This is a genomic window from Acinetobacter sp. Brlt_5 (genome assembly GCF_051949055.1).
In the GTDB taxonomy this organism is placed as follows: domain Bacteria; phylum Pseudomonadota; class Gammaproteobacteria; order Pseudomonadales; family Moraxellaceae; genus Acinetobacter; species Acinetobacter indicus.
Window position 1 is genome coordinate 89,285 of the sequence record NZ_JAYJLP010000007.1, and the last position, 22,200, is coordinate 111,484.

The following is a 22,200-nucleotide window of genomic DNA, read 5'->3' on the forward strand; positions in this document are numbered from 1 at the left end:
GTTAAATAAATAGCCTAAGTAAATAAAAATAAGATAAACCCATCTGGTCTGGTTGTCGTGCTGATGCTGCAGCTAGACCATCCCCCAAGTTTTTAGATCAGCCAGCGTACTTCAGCCGAATCCAACGTAATGAGAACGAGAAAGCAATGATTTTAAATGAACAACAAAAAATGGTTCAGGACATGATGCGTAGCTATGCGCAGGAGAAATTGAAACCGACCGCAGCCGAACGCGATAAAACCGCACAGTTTCCGGCACAGGAACTGAAAGAGCTGGGCGCTTTAGGTGCACTGGGTATGACTGTATCGGAACAGTGGGGTGGTGCCGGTCTGGACTATATTTCGCTGGTGCTTGCTTTAGAGGAAATTGCCGCAGGAGATGGTGCGATTTCGACGATTGTGAGTGTGCAAAACTCTTTACCGTGCGGCATCATTCAGCGTTATGGCACTGAAGCGCAAAAACAGCATTATCTGACCAAACTGACGACCGGTGAATGGTTAGGCTGTTTTTGCCTGACCGAACCGCAAGTCGGTTCCGATGCTAGTGCCATCGAATGCAAGGCTGAACGTGATGGTGACAGCTGGATATTAAATGGCACTAAGCAGTTTATTACCACCGGTAAACACGCCCAGCTGGCTTTGGTCTTTGCTGTGACCGATAAATCTGCTGGCAAAAAAGGCATTTCCTGCTTTTTGGTCCCGACCGAGAACCCCGGATATATCGTATCGCGTTTAGAAGACAAAATGGGGCAGCATTGTTCCGATACGGCGACTATTGTGCTGGATCAATGCCGTATTCCAGCTGATCATCTGCTCGGTCAGGAAGGCGAAGGCTATAAAATTGCTTTGTCCAATCTGGAGTCAGGCCGGATCGGGATTGCTGCCCAATCGGTGGGGATGGCGCGTGCTGCTTTAGATGCCGCCGTGGAATATGCCAATGAACGTAAAGCCTTTGGGGTTGAGATCGTGCAACATCAGGCAGTGGCTTTTCGTCTGGCCGATATGGCCACGCAAATTGAAGCGGCGCGTCAGTTGATTTTGCATGCAGCCAGCTTAAAAGATGCCGGTTTACCGTGTTTAAAAGAGGCTTCGATGGCCAAACTGTTTGCTTCAACCATGGCAGAGCGCGTCTGCTCCGATGCCATCCAGATTCATGGCGGTTATGGTTATGTGTCCGACTTCCCGGTAGAACGGATTTACCGCGATGTTCGGGTTAGCCAGATTTATGAAGGCGCTTCGGATATTCAGCGTTTGGTGATTGCCCGGGCTGTGACCCAGTCTTAAACCGGCGTTGATACAGCAATATGTCCAAACACGGCATCACGATTGAGGCCAATGGAAATTGCAGTGGTGCCCTCCTTATGCTGAACTGAAGCATAAGATGTTATTCATCATCTAACCCATCTCCCATGTGAAGACCGCTTTGCATGGGTACAATCTAAAAATAGCCGTATAAGAAATAACCCTGCAGTCGGATGGACTGCAGACCATCAGCCCGATGGCATGAAAACAACAAGGAACACGTTCTGCAATACGGATGTTTTTGCAGATCAATCGCCCCGAAGGATAAGAGGTTGCCCCCATGAAAACGTTGCAAGACGCCTATCAAGATTTTAATTTGGAACAACTGATTGCTACCCAGTTACAGGGAACGGCACAGGCACTGAATGCCTATACCGAATGCTGTGGCCGATATTCTGGACAGCAGCACACCGCTTTGATCTGGGAAGGTAAGCAGGGTGAATCAGCTCGTTGGAGCTTTGATCAGCTGGCTGAGGCTTCAGGCAAGCTGGCCAATTATTTTCAGGCCATGGGTTTAAAAGCAGGCGACTGTATTGCCGGTCTGCTGCCAAGAACTCCGGAATTGCTGATTACCGTATTGGCCACCTGGCGGATGGGCGCGGTCTATCAGCCGCTATTTACAGCCTTTGAATCGAAAGCGATTGAACACCGGCTGGAGGCTGCCAATACCCAGTTTATTGTGACCCATACCGAGCAACGCGCCAAACTCAGTTCATTGCAGCAGATTGGTATATTAACCGTCGGTGCTGAAGCGGCTGGAACAGGTGATGCCGATTTCTGGCAGCAGCTGAATCAGCATTCTGCCAGTTTTGAGCCGGTACTGTGCAGCTTTGAAGATGACTTCCTGATGATGTTTACTTCCGGTACCACGGGTCTGGCAAAATCGGTGCCGGTGCCTTTAAAAGCCTTGCTGGCCTTTAAAGGTTATATGCAGTATGCGGTCGATTTACGTGCTGAAGATTCGTTCTGGAATCTGGCCGATCCGGGCTGGGCCTATGGGTTGTATTATGGCATTACCGGGCCGCTCAGTCTGGGGCATAGTATTATCATGGATGAACGACCATTTAGTGTCGATCATGCACTGGAAGTCATTCAAAAATATCAGGTCAGCAATTTGGCCGGTTCGCCAACAGCCTTTCGTATGTTCTTTGGCTTTAAAGAAAAATTTGCCGGTGTACCTAAAACCTTGCGCGTGGTCAGCAGTGCCGGTGAGCCACTAACCCCAGAAGTTATTCACTGGTTTAAACAGGATCTCGAGGTCAATGTTTACGATCAGTACGGACAAACTGAACTGGGCATGGTGATTGCCAATCATCATGCGCTGGAACATCACAAAAAAGTGGGCTCGGCCGGTTATGCCATTCCGGGACATCGTTTTGCGGTATTAAATGCACAGCATCAGGAAGTTGCCGCGGGTGAAATTGGCACGCTGGCGCTGGATGAATCACAATCTCCATTAATGTGGTTTAAAGGCTATGCCGGACATAACCGTAAATCCTTTGTGGGCCAGTACTATTTAACCGGTGATACGGTGCGTTTAAATGAGCTGGGCGGAATTGATTTTATTGGGCGTGCAGACGATGTCATTACAACTTCGGGCTATCGGGTCGGACCGTTTGATGTCGAAAGCACCTTGCTGGAATGCGAGGAAGTGCTGGAATCAGCCGTGGTGGGTAAACCGGACCCGGCGCGTACTGAAATCGTTAAAGCCTTTGTGGTGCTAAAAGCACAATTTGCTGCAAGTCCGGCACTGGAACAAAAACTACAGCATTATGTGCGTTCACGTTTATCCAAACATGCTTATCCGAAAGAAATTGAATTTGTCGAGGCTTTACCCAAAACCTCCAGCGGCAAGATTCAACGCAATATCCTTAAGCAGCAGGAAATTGATAAACAGATACTGTTGGAAAAAGTCAGTTAAGAGGAGATAGAAGACAATTAAAATTATTTAATTTATGTAATTTGTATGTCATTACATTTGGTTTCTTGATATTGATTTTTATCAGTTTTATTTTTATCTATAAAAAGTCACGCAAGAATCTGCAAAATACAGGTCAAAGCGTGACTTTTTTTATGGCTATTTCAAGGCGTATATGTGGCTGTTATAAATCCATTTTCTGGTGTTCAGAATTGGGTTCACCAGTTTTACCGGTCAGATTGCCTTTCAGTACTTTAAATAACTGGGTGACTTTATTGTCGGTGACATTCCAGTATTCGGCACTAATCGCTTCTGCCACCAGAACACGCACCGAAGGATCATCCTTGCCGTTAAACCAGTTTTCCGCCCATGGATTCCAGAGCTGATCAATCAGGGCACGATCTGTACTGATTTGCGCATGTGCACTCATCGACACATAAATCCCGTCTGAGGGTTTGGAGAACGCCAGACCAATCTGGTTACGGCCGCTGGTCACTGCTGTAACCAGATCATTGCTGTCACGCAAAATAAAATACAAATTCTGACGTTCATGCAGCTTTTCAGAATTGAGCATGGTCATTGGCTGTGCATGAATTTCTTGGGTTTCGGTGTGGTGACTGATCATGGTGAAGCGTACATCTTTAATCAGTTCCCATAATTTGTCGCGGTTATGTTGATCGTTCATGTGCTCTGCTCCTGATGTCAGTAAATGCGCTTTTACGCAAAAGAACTCATTCACAAGCAGAGTAAAACGATTTTTGTGCTTCGCGTAGCGGTCTCACCTAACTCATACAGATTCAGGGTAAAACAATATCTGTGCTCAACAAAAGCGCATCAGGCAAGACAGTTGTTTACATATCATCCAGACCAAGAGGTTATACATAAAATGAAAAGCAGTGAAATCGAAAAAACAGCGGGTAAGGCTGTTAAAAAAAATCAATCGAATTACACTATAGCCAGCAAAAAACAGGAAGATAAATGGTGACACTTGAGGATAACTGGCAGGAACTGAGCGATGCAGAAATGCATTTATATAGTCGCCAGATTTTGCTGGATGGCTGGGATATCGAAGCGCAGGAAAAATTAAAACTGGCCAATGTGCTGATTGTCGGCTGTGGCGGTATCGGCTGTAGCAGTGCTGAACTGTTGGCGCGCGCCGGGGTCGGAAAAATCACCCTCATTGATGCCGATACGATTGAAATCAGTAATTTGCAACGTCAAATTGCCTATAGCGCAGAAGATTTAGGCTTCTATAAGGCCGACATTCTGGCCAAGCGTCTGCAAAAGATTAATCCGCATATTCAGGTACATGCCATCACAGCCAAACTGGATGACAGCAATGCTATCGGACTGATTGCCCAGCAGGATCTGGTTTTAGATGGCTGTGATAATTTCAGTACCCGGTATCTGGTCAATCGTGTTTGTGTGCAGCATCAGGTGGCGCTGATTAGCGCCTCGGCTATTGGTTTTCAGGGCCAGCTGTTTATGGTGGAAGGCGATTCGGCTTGTTATGAATGTCTGTTTCCAAAAGAAGATCAGGCCAATGAAAGCCTGCGCTGCGCCGATTCCGGTGTGCTGGCCACGACTCCGAATGTGATGGCCAGTTTACAGGCGCATCATACCTTGATCTATTTAGGTCTGGGAATTGCTGCGTTAAAACAGAAGCTGCTGCTCTGGGATGGGCTGAGTTTAAAACAGCGCCTGCTGGCGTTTGAAAAAGACCGAAATTGCCCATGCTGTCAGGCAAGATAAATCTATCTGACATCAATTTTTTGCTACACTGACTCAAATTTAATTTCATCGAAGACATTATGAAAAACAATATCTGGTTAGATGGCCTTCGTTCCATGGCGCGTATGGGCGAAACGGCGGTCGTGGCGGCCAAAGCCGGCCTGAAATATGCGACTGAAAAACCCAGCAATGCCAAACTGATGCGTGAAACCTTTGAATCGCTCGGTTCAACCTATATCAAGCTGGGACAGTTTATTGCCAGCACGCCATCTTTGTTTCCACGTGAGTATGTGGAAGAGTTTCAGGGCTGTTTAGATCAAACTCCATCATTGCCGTTTAGCTATGTACAGCAGGTGCTGGCTTCAGAATTCGCCGGGCGTGATTTAGGCGAAATTTTTGCCTCGATTGATGAAACCCCGCTGGCTTCGGCTTCCATTGCCCAGGTGCATGCTGCCAAGCTGGTCTCGGGCGAAGATGTGGTGATTAAAGTCCAGAAACCGGGTGTGGAAACCATTTTATATACTGACCTGAATGTGCTGCACTGGGCCACCAAGCTGCTGGAAAAAGCCGTACCGAAAGTGAAATTCGCCTCTCTGGCCGATATTGTCGAAGAAATTAAAGTCCGTATGGTGCGCGAAGTCGACTTTATTGAAGAAGCCAAAAACCTGGATGATTTCGTCAATTATCTGAACCTGACCCAGAATCAGGCTGCAACAGCGCCGAAGGTTTATCATCAGTATTCCACTCGCCGGGTGTTGACCATGCAGCGTCTTTTCGGGGTGCCTTTAACCGATTTTGAAGTGGTAAAACAGTATGCCAAAGACCCGTCGCAGGTGTTAATTACCGCCATGAATACCTGGTTTGGCAGCCTGATGATGTGTAACAGTTTCCATGCCGACCTGCATGCTGGCAACCTGATGCTGCTGGAAGATGGCCGCGTCGGTTTTATTGATTTTGGGATTGTCGGGCAGCTGAAGCCTGAAGTCTGGACCGCCTGTATCGCCTTTATGGATGCCTTGCAGAATACCGACTACACGCTGATGGCGGAAAACATGCTGAAAATGGGCATGACCGATACCCAGATTAACACCCAAGTGCTGGCGCAAGATTTGGAACGTCTGTTTAGTGGTGTACTGCTGGCCGATCCCCAGGAAATCCTCAGTTCAAATCCGGCCGATTTAAATGACATCATGATGGATATGGTGGCGGTTGGTGAGCGTCATGGCATCCGTTTCCCGCGTGATTTCGCGCTGCTGTTCAAGCAAATGCTGTACTTTGACCGTTTCATGCGTATCCTGGCGCCGTATACCGACATTTATGCCGACCAGCGCTTGCAGATGGTACAAAGTATGGACCCAAATCTGCTGCTCAAACATTAATTTATAGACATCGCCCAGCTTTTATATAACAAGCTGCTGCTACATCGCAAAGTGACACACGTGATGCTGATGTAGCAAGCAGGTGATGATTCACGTTATACACGCCCGAGTAATCCGATGGACGCAATTATTATTGAAGGCTTAAAGGTCGAAACAGTGGTGGGCTGTTTTAACTGGGAGCGTCAGATTATCCAGCCTTTGCTGCTGGACTTAACCATTCAGTGCAGTCTGGAGCAGGCTGCCTGTTCTGATGAACTGGAAGATACCCTGAACTATGCCGAAATTTGCGAAATTTCTGCGCAAGTGATTCAGGCCGCTCAGCCAAAATTGATTGAACATGCAGCAAAGCTGGTGCTGGATGCACTTTTTGCTCACTATCCTACAGTTGAATCGATTATGATTAGCATCCGCAAGCCTGCCATTATCCCGAAAGCCCAATCTGTAGGAATTCGTCTTGAACGCCACCGAAACGATTTTCGCCCTAGCACTGGCGAGTAATTATCATTCTGAACAGCATTTTCAACAGGCATTTGCTGCGCTGTCGCGTTTGGGGCGTTTGCAGTGTTCCTCGATTTATCTGATTCCGTGCCGGGATGGGATTGGTGCGGATTACTGGAATGCCGCCTGTCTGCTCAAGAGTGAACACAGTGTCGAGCAGATTCTGGCCTTGCTAAAACAGTTAGAAGCAGATTCCGGGCGGGTACGACCTTCACATCAAATCAGTTTAGATGTGGATTTAATTGCTTGGGGGACAAGCCTGGAGCAAATGCAATTTAATCCAAAGAAATTACCACTGGCGCTGGATGTGAAAATCCCGATGTTCGAGCTGTGGCACAATGCGGCATTTGCTCATCAGCCCCATCCATTTCCTGTAATTCAATGTTCAGCGTGAAGATGACATGATTTATCAGCAAGCCCGGTTTTATACCGGGCTTTTTAAATCAAGTAGATAAATTGGGTGTGTTAATTCTGCTTAAGCTTGCACACGAATGATAAAACAGCCTGCGAGGATGCAGGCTGTTTTTGGAATCTTTCATCAAATCATCAAACATGATGAAGATAAAACGCTTAAATATAATAACTGGTCTTGGTCATTAATTTTGAAATACCGGTCATGGCAATACGCACAGGCGCAGGGAGATCAACTCCGCCCGCATTCAGCGCAGTATCACGATGATGTAACTCATCTTCGTTCATTTGTTCCAGAATTTTGCGCGAGCGTTCATCATGTGCTGGCAATTGGCGAATATGATCTTCTAAATGCAGGCTGACCTGACGCTCGGTTTCCGCCACAAAACCTAAACTGTATTTGTCCCCGGCAATTCCGGCAATAGCGCCCATCCCGAACGACAGTCCGTACCAGACCGGATTCAGCAGGCTGGTATGGCTATCCAGTTCTTTTAAACGGTCTTCACACCAGGCCAAATGATCCTGTTCTTCAATGGCGGCCTGTTCCATTTCGCGGCGTACATTGGGGAGTTTCGCTGTAAGTGCCTGACCATGATACAGCGCCTGCGCACAGACTTCACCGCTATGATTGACCCGCATTAATCCCGCCACATGACGCGCTTCACTCACTGCTAATTGAGTTGGAGTATTTTGCCCAGGATTATCGCGCTGAGCCGAAGTGACGCCCGGAACCAGGCTGCGTAAGGCCTGATCAAATGAATGAATAAACTTGTCGAGACCGGTGTAATGACGCATGAATTTAATCCTCCAGAGGGTCTGCTGCAGTATCAAGCATAGACTTGAGTTTAAACAAGAGCCAGATGGTGAATATGGCGCTTAAAACAGCAGTAATACAAAACAGAATTTTAAGGTCAATTTGCAGCACGCTTAAAATAATAATCGAGAAGATGGCTGAAGAAACCATAAAAATCGCATTTAAAATGTTATTGGCTGCCACCACCCGGGCACGATGCGAGCGCGGTGAATAGGCCTGCATCATGGCATATAGGGGCACAATATAAAAACCACCGCTAATACCGAGCAAGGTCACGGCTAGCATCACATGATAATAACTCCAGCCTTGCTGAAAGACTTCACTTAAGCCCAGCAGTTCGCCAGTTTGTGGTGGTACAAAAGCCAGGGCGGCGGCCAGATAAAATGCAAATACGGTTAAACCGACTGCACCAATCGGCACCATCTTGATATTTACCTCGGTGCCGCCAATTTTACGACAGAGTAATGAACCGACACTAATCCCGACCGAGAAGAAAGTTAGCAATAAGCTGACCACATTTTCAGAGGCATGCAGATTTTGCTGGGTCAGCTGCGGAATTTGGGTCAGATACGTCGCGCCGTAAAACCAGTACCAGGAATTACCGAGTAAAATCAGAAAAATCAGCGGCAGGTTTTTGGCGTATTTTAAGGTTTGAATACTGGTACGGAAAAAGTTCCAGTCCACCTGTAACTGCGGTGCAGCAATCGGCTGTTTTAAAATAAAACGGCTGGCAAGATAACCGACCACGGCAATAGCCAGCACGGTCAGGCTGATCCAGAGTAAATTACCAGCGGAGAGGGAAATCACCGCGCCGCCTAGAATCATCCCGACCAGAATGGCAATTGAGGTGCCGGACTGGAACAGCGCATTTCCCGACATCAACTCATTCGGTTTCAGGATTTCCGGCAAAATCGCATATTTGATTGGACCAAAAAAGGTCGATTGGGTACCCATTAAAAACAGGGCAAACATCAGCAGCCATAAGTTGCCAATCAGGAAGCCGACCGTGGCCAGTAACATCACCGCAATTTCCAGCAGTTTTAAATAACGCACCAGCTGCGAGCGTTCATATTTATCGGCAATTTGGCCGGCTGTGGCCGAGAAAATAAAATAGGGCAAAATGAACAGCAGTGCTGCCAGATTATTCAGGGTGCTGATACTGCCAGATTGCTGACTGATCCAGCCATAGGTAATCACCAGCAGCAAAGCCTGCTTAAACACGTTGTCATTCAGCGCGCCCAGAAACTGGGTACAGAACATGGGCAAGAAGCGTCGTGTGGCTAGCAAATTTTCATTTTTTTCCATAAGAAGTGGACTTCATTAGTTTTATTAAGAAATGTGACCAATTGATATAATTGCCCGAAAATCATGTATGATATTTTGCAGTGTTTTCACTGTTGAAAAAATCCAATAAATTAGAGTCTGTTAGCGAACATTTCATTGCGGATTTTTCCATTAAAAAGATTAAATTTAGAGTTTTCTATGCTTGTGAACCGAACTTTTAAAAAGTCTGCGCTGTCTAACAGTATGCATGCCATAATTCAGTGGAGGCATTCCAGACAACTTTGTCTGAGCATCTTTTTAAGTTTAGTCGCACAGCAGGGCTTTAGTCAAAATCCTCCCGCAGTGACAGAACCTGCGAGCGATCCGGTCGCATCCGCCGACATGAAACAGGAAATTCGCGATCTGGCGCTTAGCCAGGGTAAAGATACCCCTGAAGAATTAGAAAAAATTGAAAATTTTCAGGCGACTAGCACTGAGCCGGACAGTCTGGAGATGTTGCAACAGCAGCAAAATAGCAGTGAACCGATAGCCGCGTTTCAGCCAATTGAACTGGAAAATCTGGATGATTTACCGGTAATGCCGGTTGATGCCAATATGGCCGCAGAAATTTTCCAGATCGCTGAACAGGCCAAACAGGAAGCACGCCAGTATCGCGCCGAGCAGAATACTGAAGTACTAATTAATGATGCCACCCAGCAGGAACTGGCTGAAATTAACCAGTCTCCGGTCAATGTCGACCAGCTGATGGACAGTATCCGCGCCGACAGCCAGATTGTGGTGGAAGCTAATACCTCCGGCCGAACCCTGACGGAGTTGGGCCTGAATACAGAAGTGGCCGATGCCGATAAACCGGGCTTTTTCCGGCGCTTGCTGTATAAGGTACGTCCACCGCGTGAGTTAAATACTGCACGGGTGCCCCGGATTAGTGCCGATGTGGTGATTACCGGCGCCGAGAATAGTGGTGAAGTTTCCGCAGAGGCCTATGCCACGGCACTGGAAAATCTGCGTGTCAATGTGCGCGGCAAACTGTCCAGTTTTACCCAGGAATCTTTTGCCGATTTTCCCTCGGCTTTACCGCAGTTGCGTTCTTTATCCAATCAGGCGGCACAGGCCGTCGGCTTTTATCATGCCGAATTCAAGTTTGAAAAGCTGAATGACAGCCGGGTGCGGGTTCTGGTCACACCAAATACACCGGTGCGTGTGCAGGAGCAGAATATTGAATTTAGCGGCCCAGGTGAGAATCTGGCACAGTTCCAGGTAATTCGCGTCCTGCCCGATCAGGATGTGGGCGATGTGTTTCACCACGGTCTGTATGAAGAGACCAAAACCCGGATTAATGATGCTGCCTCCAACAACGGTTTCTTTGATGGCTATTGGCGCCTGCATGACGTGAAAGTGGCGCAGCCGCAAAATACTGCCGATATTAACCTGCGCTATGAAACCGGCGAGCGTTATACGCTTGGACCAGCTCAGTTCCGGATGAGTGATCCGAGCAAGGAATTTCCTCTGGATATGGATATTCTAGAAAGCATGGTGCCGTGGGAAGATGGCGCCGATTACACCTTCTGGCGGGTCAACGGTCTGGCCAATAACCTGACCAACTCACGTTATTTTAACTATACGCTGGTCGATACCATGCGTCCCGATCCGCTGGAACGCCCCCCAGAATTGCCACCGGATATTCAGGCCCTGGTTGATCAGCGCAAACTTTCTGCTGAAGATTTCCAGCCGGTTCAGGACCAGAAAGATTTAAGCTCGACTGAAGAAGTGACCCAGTCAGTGGTGGATGAAGACCAGTTTGCTGGTACTCAGGAAGCGGAGCAGAATGAAAACATCCGTCAGCTACGGGTCGAACAGCAAACCCAGCAATCAGAAGAAGAGCGGCTAAAAGAACAGGCACGTCTGGAAAAGAAAATTCCGGTGATTGTGACTTTGAACGCCGACAAACTGAACAGTGCAGAAGTTGGTGCCGGTTATGGCACAGATACCGGAATGCGTGTACGTGGCCAGTATCGCCGGGCCATTGTTAACCGTCGTGGTCATTCCTTCGACGCCAACCTGGAACTGTCTGAAATCCGCCAGTCTTTAGATGGCCGCTATAGCATTCCTTATAATCATCCACTGAATGACTATATTACCTTGGTGGCCGGTTATGAACGTGAAGAGCGTAGCGATGTTTCTGCCGGTAATGACCTGTTAATTGAATCGGCAGTGGCCGGCGCCGACCGGATTATTAAAAATCCGCGTGGCAGCTGGCAACATGCTTATGGTCTGCGTTACCGTCTGGACCGTTTAACCCAGAACGGTGTGGTCGATATTGACAAGATTCCTGACGCCTTTATTGGCAATGGTTCCACCGAGCAGCAATCTTTACTGTTTGGTTATGAACTGTCACGTACCGACAGCAGCCCGCGTGTCAATCCGACCCGTGGTTTCAAGCAGATTTATAAAGTTGAACTCGGCAGTGAAAGCCTGTTGTCCGATGCCGATATGGCAATTTTAAATGCCGGCTGGCGTTTTATTTATTCTCTGGGTGAAAATAACGATCATCAGTTTGTTGGTCGTGCCGATCTGGGTTATATCGTGACCGAAGATTTTAGCAAAGTGCCTTATAATCTACGTTACTTTGCCGGTGGGGATCAGACCATTCGCGGTTTTGACTTTAAGAGCCTGTCTCCGCAAATTGATGGCTTTAAAATTGGTGGACAAGCACTTGGGGTGGGCTCACTGGAATATAACTATCAGTTCAGGGAAGGCTGGCGCGCAGCAATTTTTAGCGATTTTGGTAATGCTTATGATGCCGATTTTAGCAATCCGACCGAATACAGTGTCGGTTTAGGGGTACGCTGGGCATCCCCAATTGGCCCGATTCGGGTTGATGTCGCTTCGGGCATTTCGGATGAGAATCATCCAATTCGTCTGCATTTCTTTATTGGCTCGCAATTATAAAATTAAGATTTAGAGAGAACTATGGCTGAAGTTGAACAGCAACCAAATACACCCGCGCCTGTACCCAAAAAGCGCAGAATAGTCAGAAGTGCCTTGTTGTCACTGCTGTTTATGGTGGTGTTGCTGGTATCGGCTTTGGCAATCATGTTCTCGACCGACCGTGGCAGTAAATTCCTGCTTGACCGGGTGCTGGAACGTCAGCAGATCATTCAGTATGAATATGAAGGCGGGAACTTATTGCGCGGTATTATCCTGCGCAATATTCTGGTCACACTGAAATCGGTGGATGTCAAAATTGACCGCGCTGATGTCATGCTGGGCTGGCGCGCCGTGCTGAATAAGGAAATCCATTTTACCCATGCCGATGTGCGTAATCTGCAAATTACCACCAAAGGACCGCCAAGTGATGGACCATTCAAGTTTAATGAAATCCGTCTGCCTTTTGTACTCCGGCTTGATCATGCCGATCTGGACCGTTTGCTGATTCAGACTTCAGCTGGCAGCAAAGTCAATTTTTATGATGTAATCCTGAACAATGCGCTGTGGTCGGGCACCAAACTGGAATTTGAAGATTCCAGTATGCGTATGGATTATCTGTCGGTCAAAAATGCCAGCGGCGATATGGATTTTTATGGCAAATATCCGCTGAATGCCATTGGCGATGTGAATTTACCTTCGTTAAACAACAGCCTGAATATTCATGATATTAAAGTCGTCGCCAAAGGGTCTTTAGATACCGTTCAGGCCGGGGTGGCGACCTATACGCCCGATTTGCTCACCGGTTGGGTGGTGCTGCATCCAATGCGTGAAAATGTGCCGATGTTTGGTGAGCTGCAGTTTAATCAATACCATTGGCCGCTGTTACAAGACTGGGAGCTGTATACAGAAGACGGCACAGCCAAGTTTAAGGGTGATATCAAGCGTCTGGATTTAGATGTCGCTACCGATCTGATGGGTAAAGATATTCCAACAGGACAATATACCGCGCTCATGCATACCGATCTGGTCAATCAGCTGAACATCAGCAACTTAAATGGCCAGCTGATGCAGGGCGCCGTGAATGTGGCTGGTGTGGTCGGCTGGAACGAGCGCGTCAGCTGGGATATTACCGGTCGCCTGGACAAGATTAATCCGAAAGACCCACTCATTCCGCAGGTGGTGCAGGATTTTCTGCCGCCAAGTCTGGATGCTCAAATTGCCTCTAAAGGCCATTTAGAAAATGGAACCCATCTGACGGCGCAGGTCGATTTTGACCGCTATGAAACCTGGAACCTGAAACTGGATCAGAATGCGCCGAAAAACCGCCAGCCAAACCCCATGGTGCTGGATGTACGCTGGAACAATATTGACCGCGCGATGCCTTATATTGGCTGGTTATCCAGTGAATCGGGTGATGTGCAGATGGCTCTGGTCGAAGGCCAGCAAAAGATTTTTGTCGCAACCCAGGTGGCGCAGCATGAGCAGGGTGCTTTACCAGCGGGCATGTACAAGGCCGAGCTGAATCTGAAGAACAATAATCTGGATGTACCTAGCTTTAGTTATAACGCCGGCGCCAGCACCTTGACGGGTCGTGCGCTGATTGAACTGCCAACCGACAAGCGCCAGCTCAAATGGAATGCTACCTTAAATGCGGACAATTTTAATCCGCAAATTATTGCTGATGCTGCTCCGGTCAATCTGCTGAATGGCCGTTTGCAGGCCAATGGTTTTGCCCGTCCAAACCAGCAGATTATTCATTTAAACAATATTGATTTACGCGGGCGGCTGGCCGAGCAGGATGAAACGGTGCATCTGACCGGGAACAGTACCGTGGCCTTGCTGTTCCATGATGAACGTGCGGGTGGCGGCTTCAAGAGCTTTGCGGTCAATTATGATGGTGCGCTCAACAGCAGTTTGCTGGAAGCCAGTCAGGGCAGTTTAAAGCTGAAACTGTCCGGTACACCAGAGCTGATCAAGATTTCAGACCTGCGTCATGACGGTGTGGCCGGGCAGATTCTGGCCAATGGTATGCTGAACCTGAAAAATGGCATTGGCTGGAACCTGAACGCCTCTTTAATCCGCTTTAAACCGCATTATTTTGTCTCGAGTGTGCGCGGCGAGCTGTCGGGCAATGTACGTACCCAAGGGGTTTGGTCAGATCAGCTTAAACGCATCAATATTGAAAAGCTCAATTTGGCCGGCATGATCAACAATAAACCGGTACGTGGTACCGGTAATCTGGCCCTGTTGATGGATGCCAATCAGCAAGGTTTCCTGCCGCAGCAGTTTGAGGCCAATAATTTATATCTGGCCTATGCCAAGAACCAGATTCAGGCTACTGGTAATGCACAAAACCTGAGAATCAAACTGAATGCACCAGCACTGTATGAACTGTATGCCGGTTTGCGTGGCCGTGCTTATGGCTATTTAAATGTGCAGTCGCAACCACGTTTGCAGGCCACCGCCAATCTGGTGGTCGATGATTTTGGTTTAAATAACCTGTTTAGCGTGCGCAAAATGCGTTTACGCGGTGAATTGCCGACCTCGGAAAATACCCCAACCTTGCTTACGGCCAGTCTGGAAAATTTACGTAGCGGCAACCGTGAAATTCAAAAAGGCGAGATTTCACTGGCCGGTACCCGCCAGGCGCATCTGCTGAAAGTGAAAGCGGAAAACCGTTTAAGTAGCTTCTATGTGCAGCTCGCCGGCGGCTTTAATGCTGAAAATAACTGGCTGGGTCAAATCCAGAAAGGTGATTTTGACTCCTTAAGAACCCGTCTGGTGCAGCGTCAGAATGCCTCGGTCATCTTCCAGACCAAAACCAGTGATCTGTTTGTGGGTGCGCATTGCTGGATGAGCCAGCAAAGCCAGTTGTGTTTTGACCAGCCAATTCGGGTCAATAAAAACCGAGGCAATGTGTCCTTTGTAACGCGCAATGTCGACCTGAACGATTTTGCCGCCTTTATGCCGGAAGGTCTGGCGATTACCGGTAAAGTCAATGGACATGCCAAAGCCTCCTGGGCACAAGGCCAGCGGCCAAAAATTGATGCACGTCTGGTAACCCGTAATGGGGTCATTGGTCTGGCAGGTGATGACCCGCAAGAACTGGGTTCGACCTTAAGCTATGATCAGGTGGCTGTGGTGGCTAAAAGTATTGCCGAAGGTCTGCAAATTCGACTGGATGTGAAAACCCCGGAAATTGGTGCCGGTTATGCCAATGTTATTATTGATCCATATACCGAGCGTAAGCCGATGCGCGGTGAAATTGCCTTTAATGAAGTGCAGTTAAAAGTCTTTAAGCCGTTTATTGCCGATGTGCGTTCTATGGCCGGGGTATTGTCCTTTGCCGGTAAGGTCGGTGGTACGTTAACCCAGCCATTACTGACCGGTGAAATGCGTCTGAAAGATGGTGCCATCAGCATGATTTCCCTGCCGGTGAACCTGACCAATGTGCAGCTGTATTCCTCGATTCGGCAGGATTCGGCCACAATTAATGGCGCATTTAACAGCGGTCAGGGTGTGGGGCATTTAACCGGTCATGTTGACTGGAAAGGTGTACCAAAAATTCAGCTGAACTTAAAAGGGGATAATCTGCTGGTGCGTCAGGCACCGCTAATTACTGCCATTGTGACGCCGGATTTATCCATGGAGGTTTTCCCGACCCAGAAACGTTTAAGCTTAAATGGCAAGGTCGATGTGCCGCGTGCGTTAATTTCCATGCCTGAGGCTTCTGATCCGGTGGTGAATCTGTCTTCGGATGTGCGTGTGGTGCATGAAGGGCAAGACCAGCTGGCGGTATTACGCTCTGCACGTCCTTGGGATATTCGTGCCGATCTGGAACTGAATCTGGGCGATCAGGTCATCTTCCAGGGCTTTGACAGCCGTATTCCACTGGTGGGCCGTCTGTATCTGAGTCAGCGTGGTCTGGAAACCGCCATGCGCGCCAATGGTGCAATTGGGGTTAGCCAGCGCGTCAAGATTGAAGCCTATGGCCAAAGTCTGGATTTAAACCGTGCCATCGCCCGTTTTAATGGACCATTAGCCAACCCGAGTCTAGATATTGATGCCAACAAGAGCGTACAGGGTAGCGTAGTCGGGGTGCGGGTGACCGGAACTGCTTCTGGTCCGAATATTCAGGTCTATAACGATGCCGGCTTGTCCGAGCAGGAAGCACTAAATGCCCTGATTACCGGCCGGATTAACGAAGGTGCCAGCGGTTTAAGCCAGACCGACAGTTTCCGTTCCGATGTCAACAATACCATTGCGGCGGCAGGTATCAGTCTTGGTTTAGGCGGCACGCGTGCCCTGACCAACCAGATTGGGCGTACCTTTGGTTTAAGTGGGTTGGCTTTAGATGCACAGGGTACGGGGGATGATACCCAGGTCAGCCTGACCGGTTATATCACTCCGGATCTGTTTATCCGTTATGGCGTGGGCGTGTTTACCCCGGTGAACAAGCTGACCTTGCGTTATCAGATGAACAAACGTCTGTATCTGGAAGCCAGTCAGTCGCTGGAACGTGCCGTGGATATTTTCTATAACTGGCGTTTCTAAGCCGTCTAATCTGGACTATAAAATGCGCTCAACACGGGCGCATTTTTTCTGGCCGATTTCTCATTCAGGATAACTTTGATTATCATAGCGGAAATAGGAGAGTATGCATGAACAAACTATTCGCTTTGGCTGCCTTAATTGCATTGGCCGGCTGTGCAGAGAAAAAGCCCTTAACCCCGGAAGAGCAATGGAAAGGTTACTGTACCAGTGTTGGTAATGCAGCACGAACCATCATGCTGGATCGTCAAAATGCCATTGAAAAAGATCAGGCACTGGCTCATGCGGACAAAGTAGAAGATGAAACCACACGTAAGTTTATTTTTGAGATTATTGAAACGGTCTATGCCATGCCTGAACAGGAAGTGAAGGGCGATGTAGATGCCGCGCGTGAGAAAATTAAAACGCAATATACAGAAAAATGTCTGGCTACGCCGTATGACGAAATGCCGGATTATCGACGTTTTTAAGTCATGAACCTAAAATGCCAGATGACATATTTGTAATCTGGCATTTTTTTGTGCTTAATATTTCTGCACATGAATAACAATAATCAAAATTCACTGCGATGATCTATATTTTAAGCGGATATTGAACTTACTTTTCCTTCCTCTACTTACTCCTAAATAGCCTAAGCAATATAAATATATATTGTGACACTTTTATTTAGCACCAATATAGAAAAGCTTATCTTTTTAATGAATAATGGATTTAACAATAGCCAGAAGAAAGGAGCACATCATGGACGTGATTGGTTATCTGCATCATGCAGATTTGCTCTTGGAAGATGAACAGGGCGTGACCATTATTGGCAATAGCAACTATGTACTCAGTATTGGAGATAAAGTCTATTTTCAACAACTTATTGATGCTGACAGCAAGCGTTATCAGGTCAATATCTCCTTTGCCAGTGCCGGGCATAGTACCCTGCATGAAGATGAAATTCAGGTCAAATTTGAGGGCAGTCGCGAACATCTGCAGCAATATTTAAACAGTACAACGGTACACTAAGGTTGAATAGTAATTGGAACCCGGAAAAGGCAGCATAGTGTTGCCTTTTTTCTATTTAGAATTCGGTTAAAGTGGATTAAAAGCAGCAATGACGGGTCTAAACGTGCTCCGCTTGATTATTGTATAAACAATATGAACATCATTTAGTTATAAAATAATGAGCATCACAAAGAAACACCTTCCTTGCATTAACTTTTAACTGGAATTTTAGTAAAATTTTGCAGTCCATATTACTTGTGAAGCTTTGAACAAGCTGGAATTCACAGGTAATTTTTTAAAAAAGAGGAATAACACCGTGCTAGAAGCTTACCGCCAACACGTTGAAGAACGTGCCGCACTCGGAGTCCCACCGAAGCCACTTGATGATGCTCAAACTGCTGCATTAGTTGAATTATTAAAAAATCCCCCAGCTGGTGAAGAAGCATACTTAGTTGACTTGCTTGAAAACCGTGTTCCAGCGGGTGTAGACCAAGCTGCATACGTAAAAGCTGCTTTCCTGTCTGCTGTTGCAAAAGGCGAAGCGACTTCTCCATTAGTTTCTAAAGAACGTGCGGTTTACTTACTAGGTACTATGCTTGGTGGTTATAACGTAGCGCCTTTAGTTGAACTTCTGGAAAATGCTGAACTTGGTGGTTTAGCGGCTGACGCTCTGAAGAAAACCCTGCTTGTATTTGATGCATTCCACGACGTTGCTGAAAAAGCAAAAGCGGGCAATGACAATGCGAAAGCAGTACTTCAATCATGGGCTGAAGCTGAATGGTTCACTAGCCGTCCAGACGTTCCAGAAGAAATCAAACTGACTGTTTTCAAAGTAACAGGCGAAACGAATACTGACGACTTGTCACCTGCACAAGACGCGTGGAGCCGTCCAGACATTCCATTGCACGCAAATGCAATGCTGAAAAACGTTCGTGATGGTATCAACCCAGAAGTTCCTGGTGAAGTTGGTCCATTAAACCAAATTAAAGAACTGATCGCGAAAGGCAACCAGGTTGCTTACGTTGGTGACGTTGTTGGTACAGGTTCTTCTCGTAAATCTGCAACGAACTCTGTGCTTTGGTTCTTCGGTGACGAACTTCCACACATTCCAAACAAAAAAGATGGCGGTTACTGCTTAGGCGGTAAGATTGCTCCGATTTTCTTCAACACCATGGAAGATGCGGGTGCATTACCAGTTGAGATCGATGTTTCTAACATGAACATGGGTGATGAAATCACACTGAAAATCGATCACGCTGCTGCAAAAGTAACTGCGTTCAAAAACGGCGAACAAATTGCTGAATCTGAACTGAAAACTCCAGTACTTCTAGACGAAGTACGTGCCGGTGGCCGTATTAACCTGATCATTGGTCGTGGTTTAACTGGTAAAGCACGTGAAGCTTTAGGTCTTGAGCCATCTTCTTTATTCCGTACTCCAGTACAACCTGCTGACTCTGGCAAAGGCTTCACTTTAGCGCAGAAGATGGTTGGTCGTGCATGTGGTCTTCCAGAAGGTCAAGGCGTTCGCCCTGGTACTTACTGCGAACCGAAGATGACAACTGTTGGTTCTCAAGATACAACTGGTCCTATGACTCGTGACGAGTTAAAAGACTTGGCGTGCTTGGGCTTCTCTGCTGACCTGGTAATGCAATCTTTCTGTCACACAGCTGCGTATCCAAAACCAGTTGACGTGCAAATGCAACACACACTACCTGACTTCATCATGAACCGTGGTGGTGTATCTTTACGTCCAGGCGACGGTATTATCCACTCTTGGTTAAACCGTATGCTTCTTCCAGATACAGTTGGTACTGGTGGTGACTCGCATACTCGTTTCCCAATTGGTATTTCATTCCCGGCAGGTTCTGGTCTGGTAGCGTTCGCTGCTGCGACTGGTGTTATGCCACTGGATATGCCTGAATCTGTACTTGTGAAGTTCAAAGGTAAAATGCAGCCTGGTATCACTCTACGTGACCTGGTACACGCGATTCCTTACTACGCAATTAAAGAAGGTGACCTGACTGTAGAGAAGAAAGGTAAGAAAAACATCTTCTCTGGTCGTATCTTAGAGATCGACTTAACAGAAATGGAAACTGACTTAACTGTTGAGCAAGCGTTCGAATTGTCTGATGCTTCTGCTGAACGTTCTGCTGCAGGCTGTGCGATCACACTTTCTGAAGAGAAAGTTGCTGAATACCTACGTTCTAACATCACCATGCTGAAGTGGATGATTTCACAAGGTTATGGCGATGCTCGTACTATGGCGCGCCGTGTTGAGAACATGGAAAAATGGTTAGCGAACCCATCACTGCTGAAAGCTGATGCTGACGCTGAATACACTAAAGTGTATGAAATTGACCTTGCCGACATCAACGAACCTATCCTGTGCTGCCCGAACGATCCAGATGATGCGAAACTGCTTTCTGACGTTCAAGGCGACAAGATTGATGAAGTATTCATCGGTTCTTGTATGACGAACATCGGTCACTTCCGTGCAGCTGGTAAACTTCTAGACAAAGTTCCTGGTGGTTCTTTATCTACTCGTCTGTGGTTGGCTCCTCCAACGCGTATGGACGAACACCAGTTAATGGAAGAAGGTTTCTTCAACATTTATGGTAAAGCTGGCGCGCGTACTGAAATGCCAGGTTGTTCATTATGTATGGGTAACCAAGCACGTGTTGCACCGAATACGACTGTAGTTTCTACGTCTACACGTAACTTCCCGAACCGTTTAGGTCAAGGCGCGAATGTATACTTGGCTTCTGCTGAGCTTGCATCTGTTGCTGCGGTTCTTGGTAAATTACCAACTCCAGAAGAGTATCAACAATACGCTTCTCAAATCGACAGCATGTCTGCTGACATTTACAAGTACTTGAACTTTGATCAAATGTCTGAATACACAGATGCTGCTGAAAATGTAGATACGAAGAAAATTGCTGCTGCTCAATTGTCTTAATTGATTAAGTAGTTGAAAATAAGGGCTGATTTATCAGCCCTTATTTTTTGCTTATTTATGAAGAATTTTTTTTACAAAAAAGTTTTATGCGTATTTGCACTTTTTAAAAGTTTTTTTTTACAAAGATCATTATGGTTTTATGTGGGGCCAATTCTTGCCGTAGTAATGATAGTTTATTCTTTTTATTATTTTAATAATCCATGGGGAAATAATTTAAAGAACCTATTTAATAGCCTTTTATTAAATCATTTTACCAATAAGAATGATATTTATGATGAAAATTCAGCTTTGTTTTTACCAAAGAATCTTTCTATTAATGAACAAGACTCTTTTATTATTCACATGGGATATCTTGGAGATTTCTTATCAGGAACATTAGGAATACTCTTAAGTTTTATTTCTATAATTTTTGTTATAGTAAGTTTAGTCAATCAAAATAAAAGGCAGGATATAGAAAAAGTAGAAAGCAGAATTTTTAAATTAATTGAACTCTTAGGTGAAATCAAAAATAGTAATAACTTATCTGAAGCATCTAAGATATTTATTAAGAAATATGGGAGTGAAAAAGATTTAGTTTTTTTAAAAAATAGAATAGATTTGGAGATTAAAAATTTTTTAAATTTTTATTTAATCGTTTTTCAAACTTTAAAATATTTAAACGATAATGAAAAAAATATTACTGACAAGATTTTTTATCAAAAGACAGTTGATGATCAAGTTTTGGGCTATATCAATATTATAAAAGCTTATATAGAGCCAGAATTACTTTTATGTTTAGCGATATATGGGCATTCCATACAGAAAGATAGATCATTAAAAATTAAAAAATTATTTGAAAGATATAATTTCTTTGAAAGTATATCTACTTTGAATGAGAGAGCTTATTTTTCAAATATAATGATTAGTATCTATTTTATTTATAAAAAAAATGCTTTTGGAAATGACAGTTTTTATGAATCAATAAAGTTTTTAAAAAATTATCTCACTGATAATGAAAGTATAAGCTTGGGTGAAGCTTTTTTTAAGTTTTTAGCTAAAAATGGAGGAAAATGGGACTATAAGACAGGGGAGTTGATTTGTAATGATTCTGTTTCTAAAGAAATATATTTAAGTGTAAAAGAGGAGTCTAGTAAATCATTTGAGCTCATGATAATAGGTCATGATTTTAATAATTTAAAAGATCTGAAGTTTATTCTAGGTCTTGATGAGGACGGATTATTTAATATAGTTTCAGATAACTATCATGATGACTCAAAATTAATAATCAATAAGGGTGAAATTGTAATTAAATTTTCTCCTAATTTAAAAGAAAATGATTATCAAAGTATAAATTATTATGATAATTATTCAATTATAATTAAAATTCTTAATGAGAGGAAAATAGATGTAGAATTTGTGGAAAAGGTGATTTACTTTAAAACTTATAATTAGTTTATATT

At 45.7% G+C, this 22,200-nt stretch carries 15 protein-coding genes; 12 read left to right on the top strand and 3 right to left on the bottom strand.

The window, feature by feature from the left end; translation table 11 throughout:
• Positions 1 to 146: 146 nt before the first annotated feature.
• Positions 147 to 1,283 carry an acyl-CoA dehydrogenase family protein gene (locus VF685_RS06565; RefSeq protein WP_163170218.1) on the top strand — a complete coding sequence of 379 codons (1,137 nt, stop codon included), beginning with the start codon at positions 147 to 149 and terminating at the stop codon, positions 1,281 to 1,283.
• A gap of 298 nt (positions 1,284 to 1,581) precedes the next feature.
• Positions 1,582 to 3,222 (top strand): AMP-binding protein, encoded by a 1,641-nt coding sequence (locus tag VF685_RS06570; RefSeq protein ID WP_163170217.1) that lies wholly within the window; start codon positions 1,582 to 1,584, stop codon positions 3,220 to 3,222.
• A 181-nt stretch (positions 3,223 to 3,403) separates the two neighbouring features.
• On the opposite strand, the gene VF685_RS06575 is transcribed toward VF685_RS06570, so the two are convergent.
• The gene (locus tag VF685_RS06575) at positions 3,404 to 3,904 is read right to left on the bottom strand and encodes a pyridoxamine 5'-phosphate oxidase family protein (RefSeq protein WP_005178694.1); all 501 of its coding nucleotides are present in this window, start codon (positions 3,902 to 3,904) and stop codon (positions 3,404 to 3,406) included.
• A gap of 293 nt (positions 3,905 to 4,197) precedes the next feature.
• Between VF685_RS06575 and VF685_RS06580 the strand changes: the two genes are divergently transcribed.
• The 4 genes from VF685_RS06580 to VF685_RS06595 all read left to right on the top strand — a co-directional run bounded on the left by VF685_RS06580 (position 4,198) and on the right by VF685_RS06595 (position 7,221).
• Entirely contained in the window at positions 4,198 to 4,971 is a 774-nt protein-coding gene (locus VF685_RS06580) for a HesA/MoeB/ThiF family protein (RefSeq protein WP_163170215.1), read from the top strand.
• A gap of 59 nt (positions 4,972 to 5,030) precedes the next feature.
• Positions 5,031 to 6,329 (top strand): ABC1 kinase family protein, encoded by a 1,299-nt coding sequence (locus VF685_RS06585; protein WP_005178687.1) that lies wholly within the window; start codon positions 5,031 to 5,033, stop codon positions 6,327 to 6,329.
• 117 nt (positions 6,330 to 6,446) lie between these two features.
• Positions 6,447 to 6,827, top strand: coding sequence for a dihydroneopterin aldolase (folB, locus tag VF685_RS06590; protein WP_163170214.1), 381 nt, complete (start codon positions 6,447 to 6,449; stop codon positions 6,825 to 6,827).
• Positions 6,784 to 7,221 carry a 2-amino-4-hydroxy-6-hydroxymethyldihydropteridine diphosphokinase gene (locus VF685_RS06595; protein WP_127801234.1) on the top strand — a complete coding sequence of 146 codons (438 nt, stop codon included), beginning with the start codon at positions 6,784 to 6,786 and terminating at the stop codon, positions 7,219 to 7,221. Before folB ends, VF685_RS06595 begins: the two co-directional genes overlap by 44 nt.
• Before the next feature lie 176 nt (positions 7,222 to 7,397).
• Here VF685_RS06595 and coq7 read toward each other — a convergent pair whose 3' ends face one another.
• Together coq7 and VF685_RS06605 are read right to left on the bottom strand one after the other, a co-directional pair.
• On the bottom strand, positions 7,398 to 8,033 hold the full coding sequence (gene coq7 / locus VF685_RS06600) for a 2-polyprenyl-3-methyl-6-methoxy-1,4-benzoquinone monooxygenase (RefSeq protein ID WP_005178679.1): 636 nt from the start codon (positions 8,031 to 8,033) through the stop codon (positions 7,398 to 7,400).
• A gap of 4 nt (positions 8,034 to 8,037) precedes the next feature.
• Positions 8,038 to 9,357 carry an MFS transporter gene (locus VF685_RS06605; protein WP_163170213.1) on the bottom strand — a complete coding sequence of 440 codons (1,320 nt, stop codon included), beginning with the start codon at positions 9,355 to 9,357 and terminating at the stop codon, positions 8,038 to 8,040.
• Between the two features lie 177 nt (positions 9,358 to 9,534).
• On the opposite strand from VF685_RS06605, the gene VF685_RS06610 reads away from it, so the two are divergent.
• The 6 genes from VF685_RS06610 to VF685_RS06635 all read left to right on the top strand — a co-directional run bounded on the left by VF685_RS06610 (position 9,535) and on the right by VF685_RS06635 (position 22,192).
• Entirely contained in the window at positions 9,535 to 12,285 is a 2,751-nt protein-coding gene (locus VF685_RS06610) for an autotransporter assembly complex protein TamA (protein ID WP_163170212.1), read from the top strand.
• Positions 12,286 to 12,306: 21 nt separating this feature from the next.
• Positions 12,307 to 16,818, top strand: coding sequence for a translocation/assembly module TamB domain-containing protein (locus VF685_RS06615; RefSeq protein ID WP_163170211.1), 4,512 nt, complete (start codon positions 12,307 to 12,309; stop codon positions 16,816 to 16,818).
• A gap of 107 nt (positions 16,819 to 16,925) precedes the next feature.
• The gene (locus tag VF685_RS06620) at positions 16,926 to 17,285 is read left to right on the top strand and encodes a hypothetical protein (RefSeq protein ID WP_163145723.1); all 360 of its coding nucleotides are present in this window, start codon (positions 16,926 to 16,928) and stop codon (positions 17,283 to 17,285) included.
• A gap of 271 nt (positions 17,286 to 17,556) precedes the next feature.
• Positions 17,557 to 17,826: a hypothetical protein gene (locus VF685_RS06625; RefSeq protein ID WP_005178664.1), complete on the top strand. Its 270-nt coding sequence runs from the start codon at positions 17,557 to 17,559 to the stop codon at positions 17,824 to 17,826.
• A gap of 295 nt (positions 17,827 to 18,121) precedes the next feature.
• Positions 18,122 to 20,761, top strand: coding sequence for a bifunctional aconitate hydratase 2/2-methylisocitrate dehydratase (locus VF685_RS06630; RefSeq protein ID WP_440203594.1), 2,640 nt, complete (start codon positions 18,122 to 18,124; stop codon positions 20,759 to 20,761).
• Between the two features lie 57 nt (positions 20,762 to 20,818).
• Complete coding sequence (locus VF685_RS06635; protein WP_005178658.1) at positions 20,819 to 22,192, top strand: hypothetical protein; 1,374 nt, start codon at positions 20,819 to 20,821, stop codon at positions 22,190 to 22,192.
• Positions 22,193 to 22,200 lie beyond the last annotated feature (8 nt).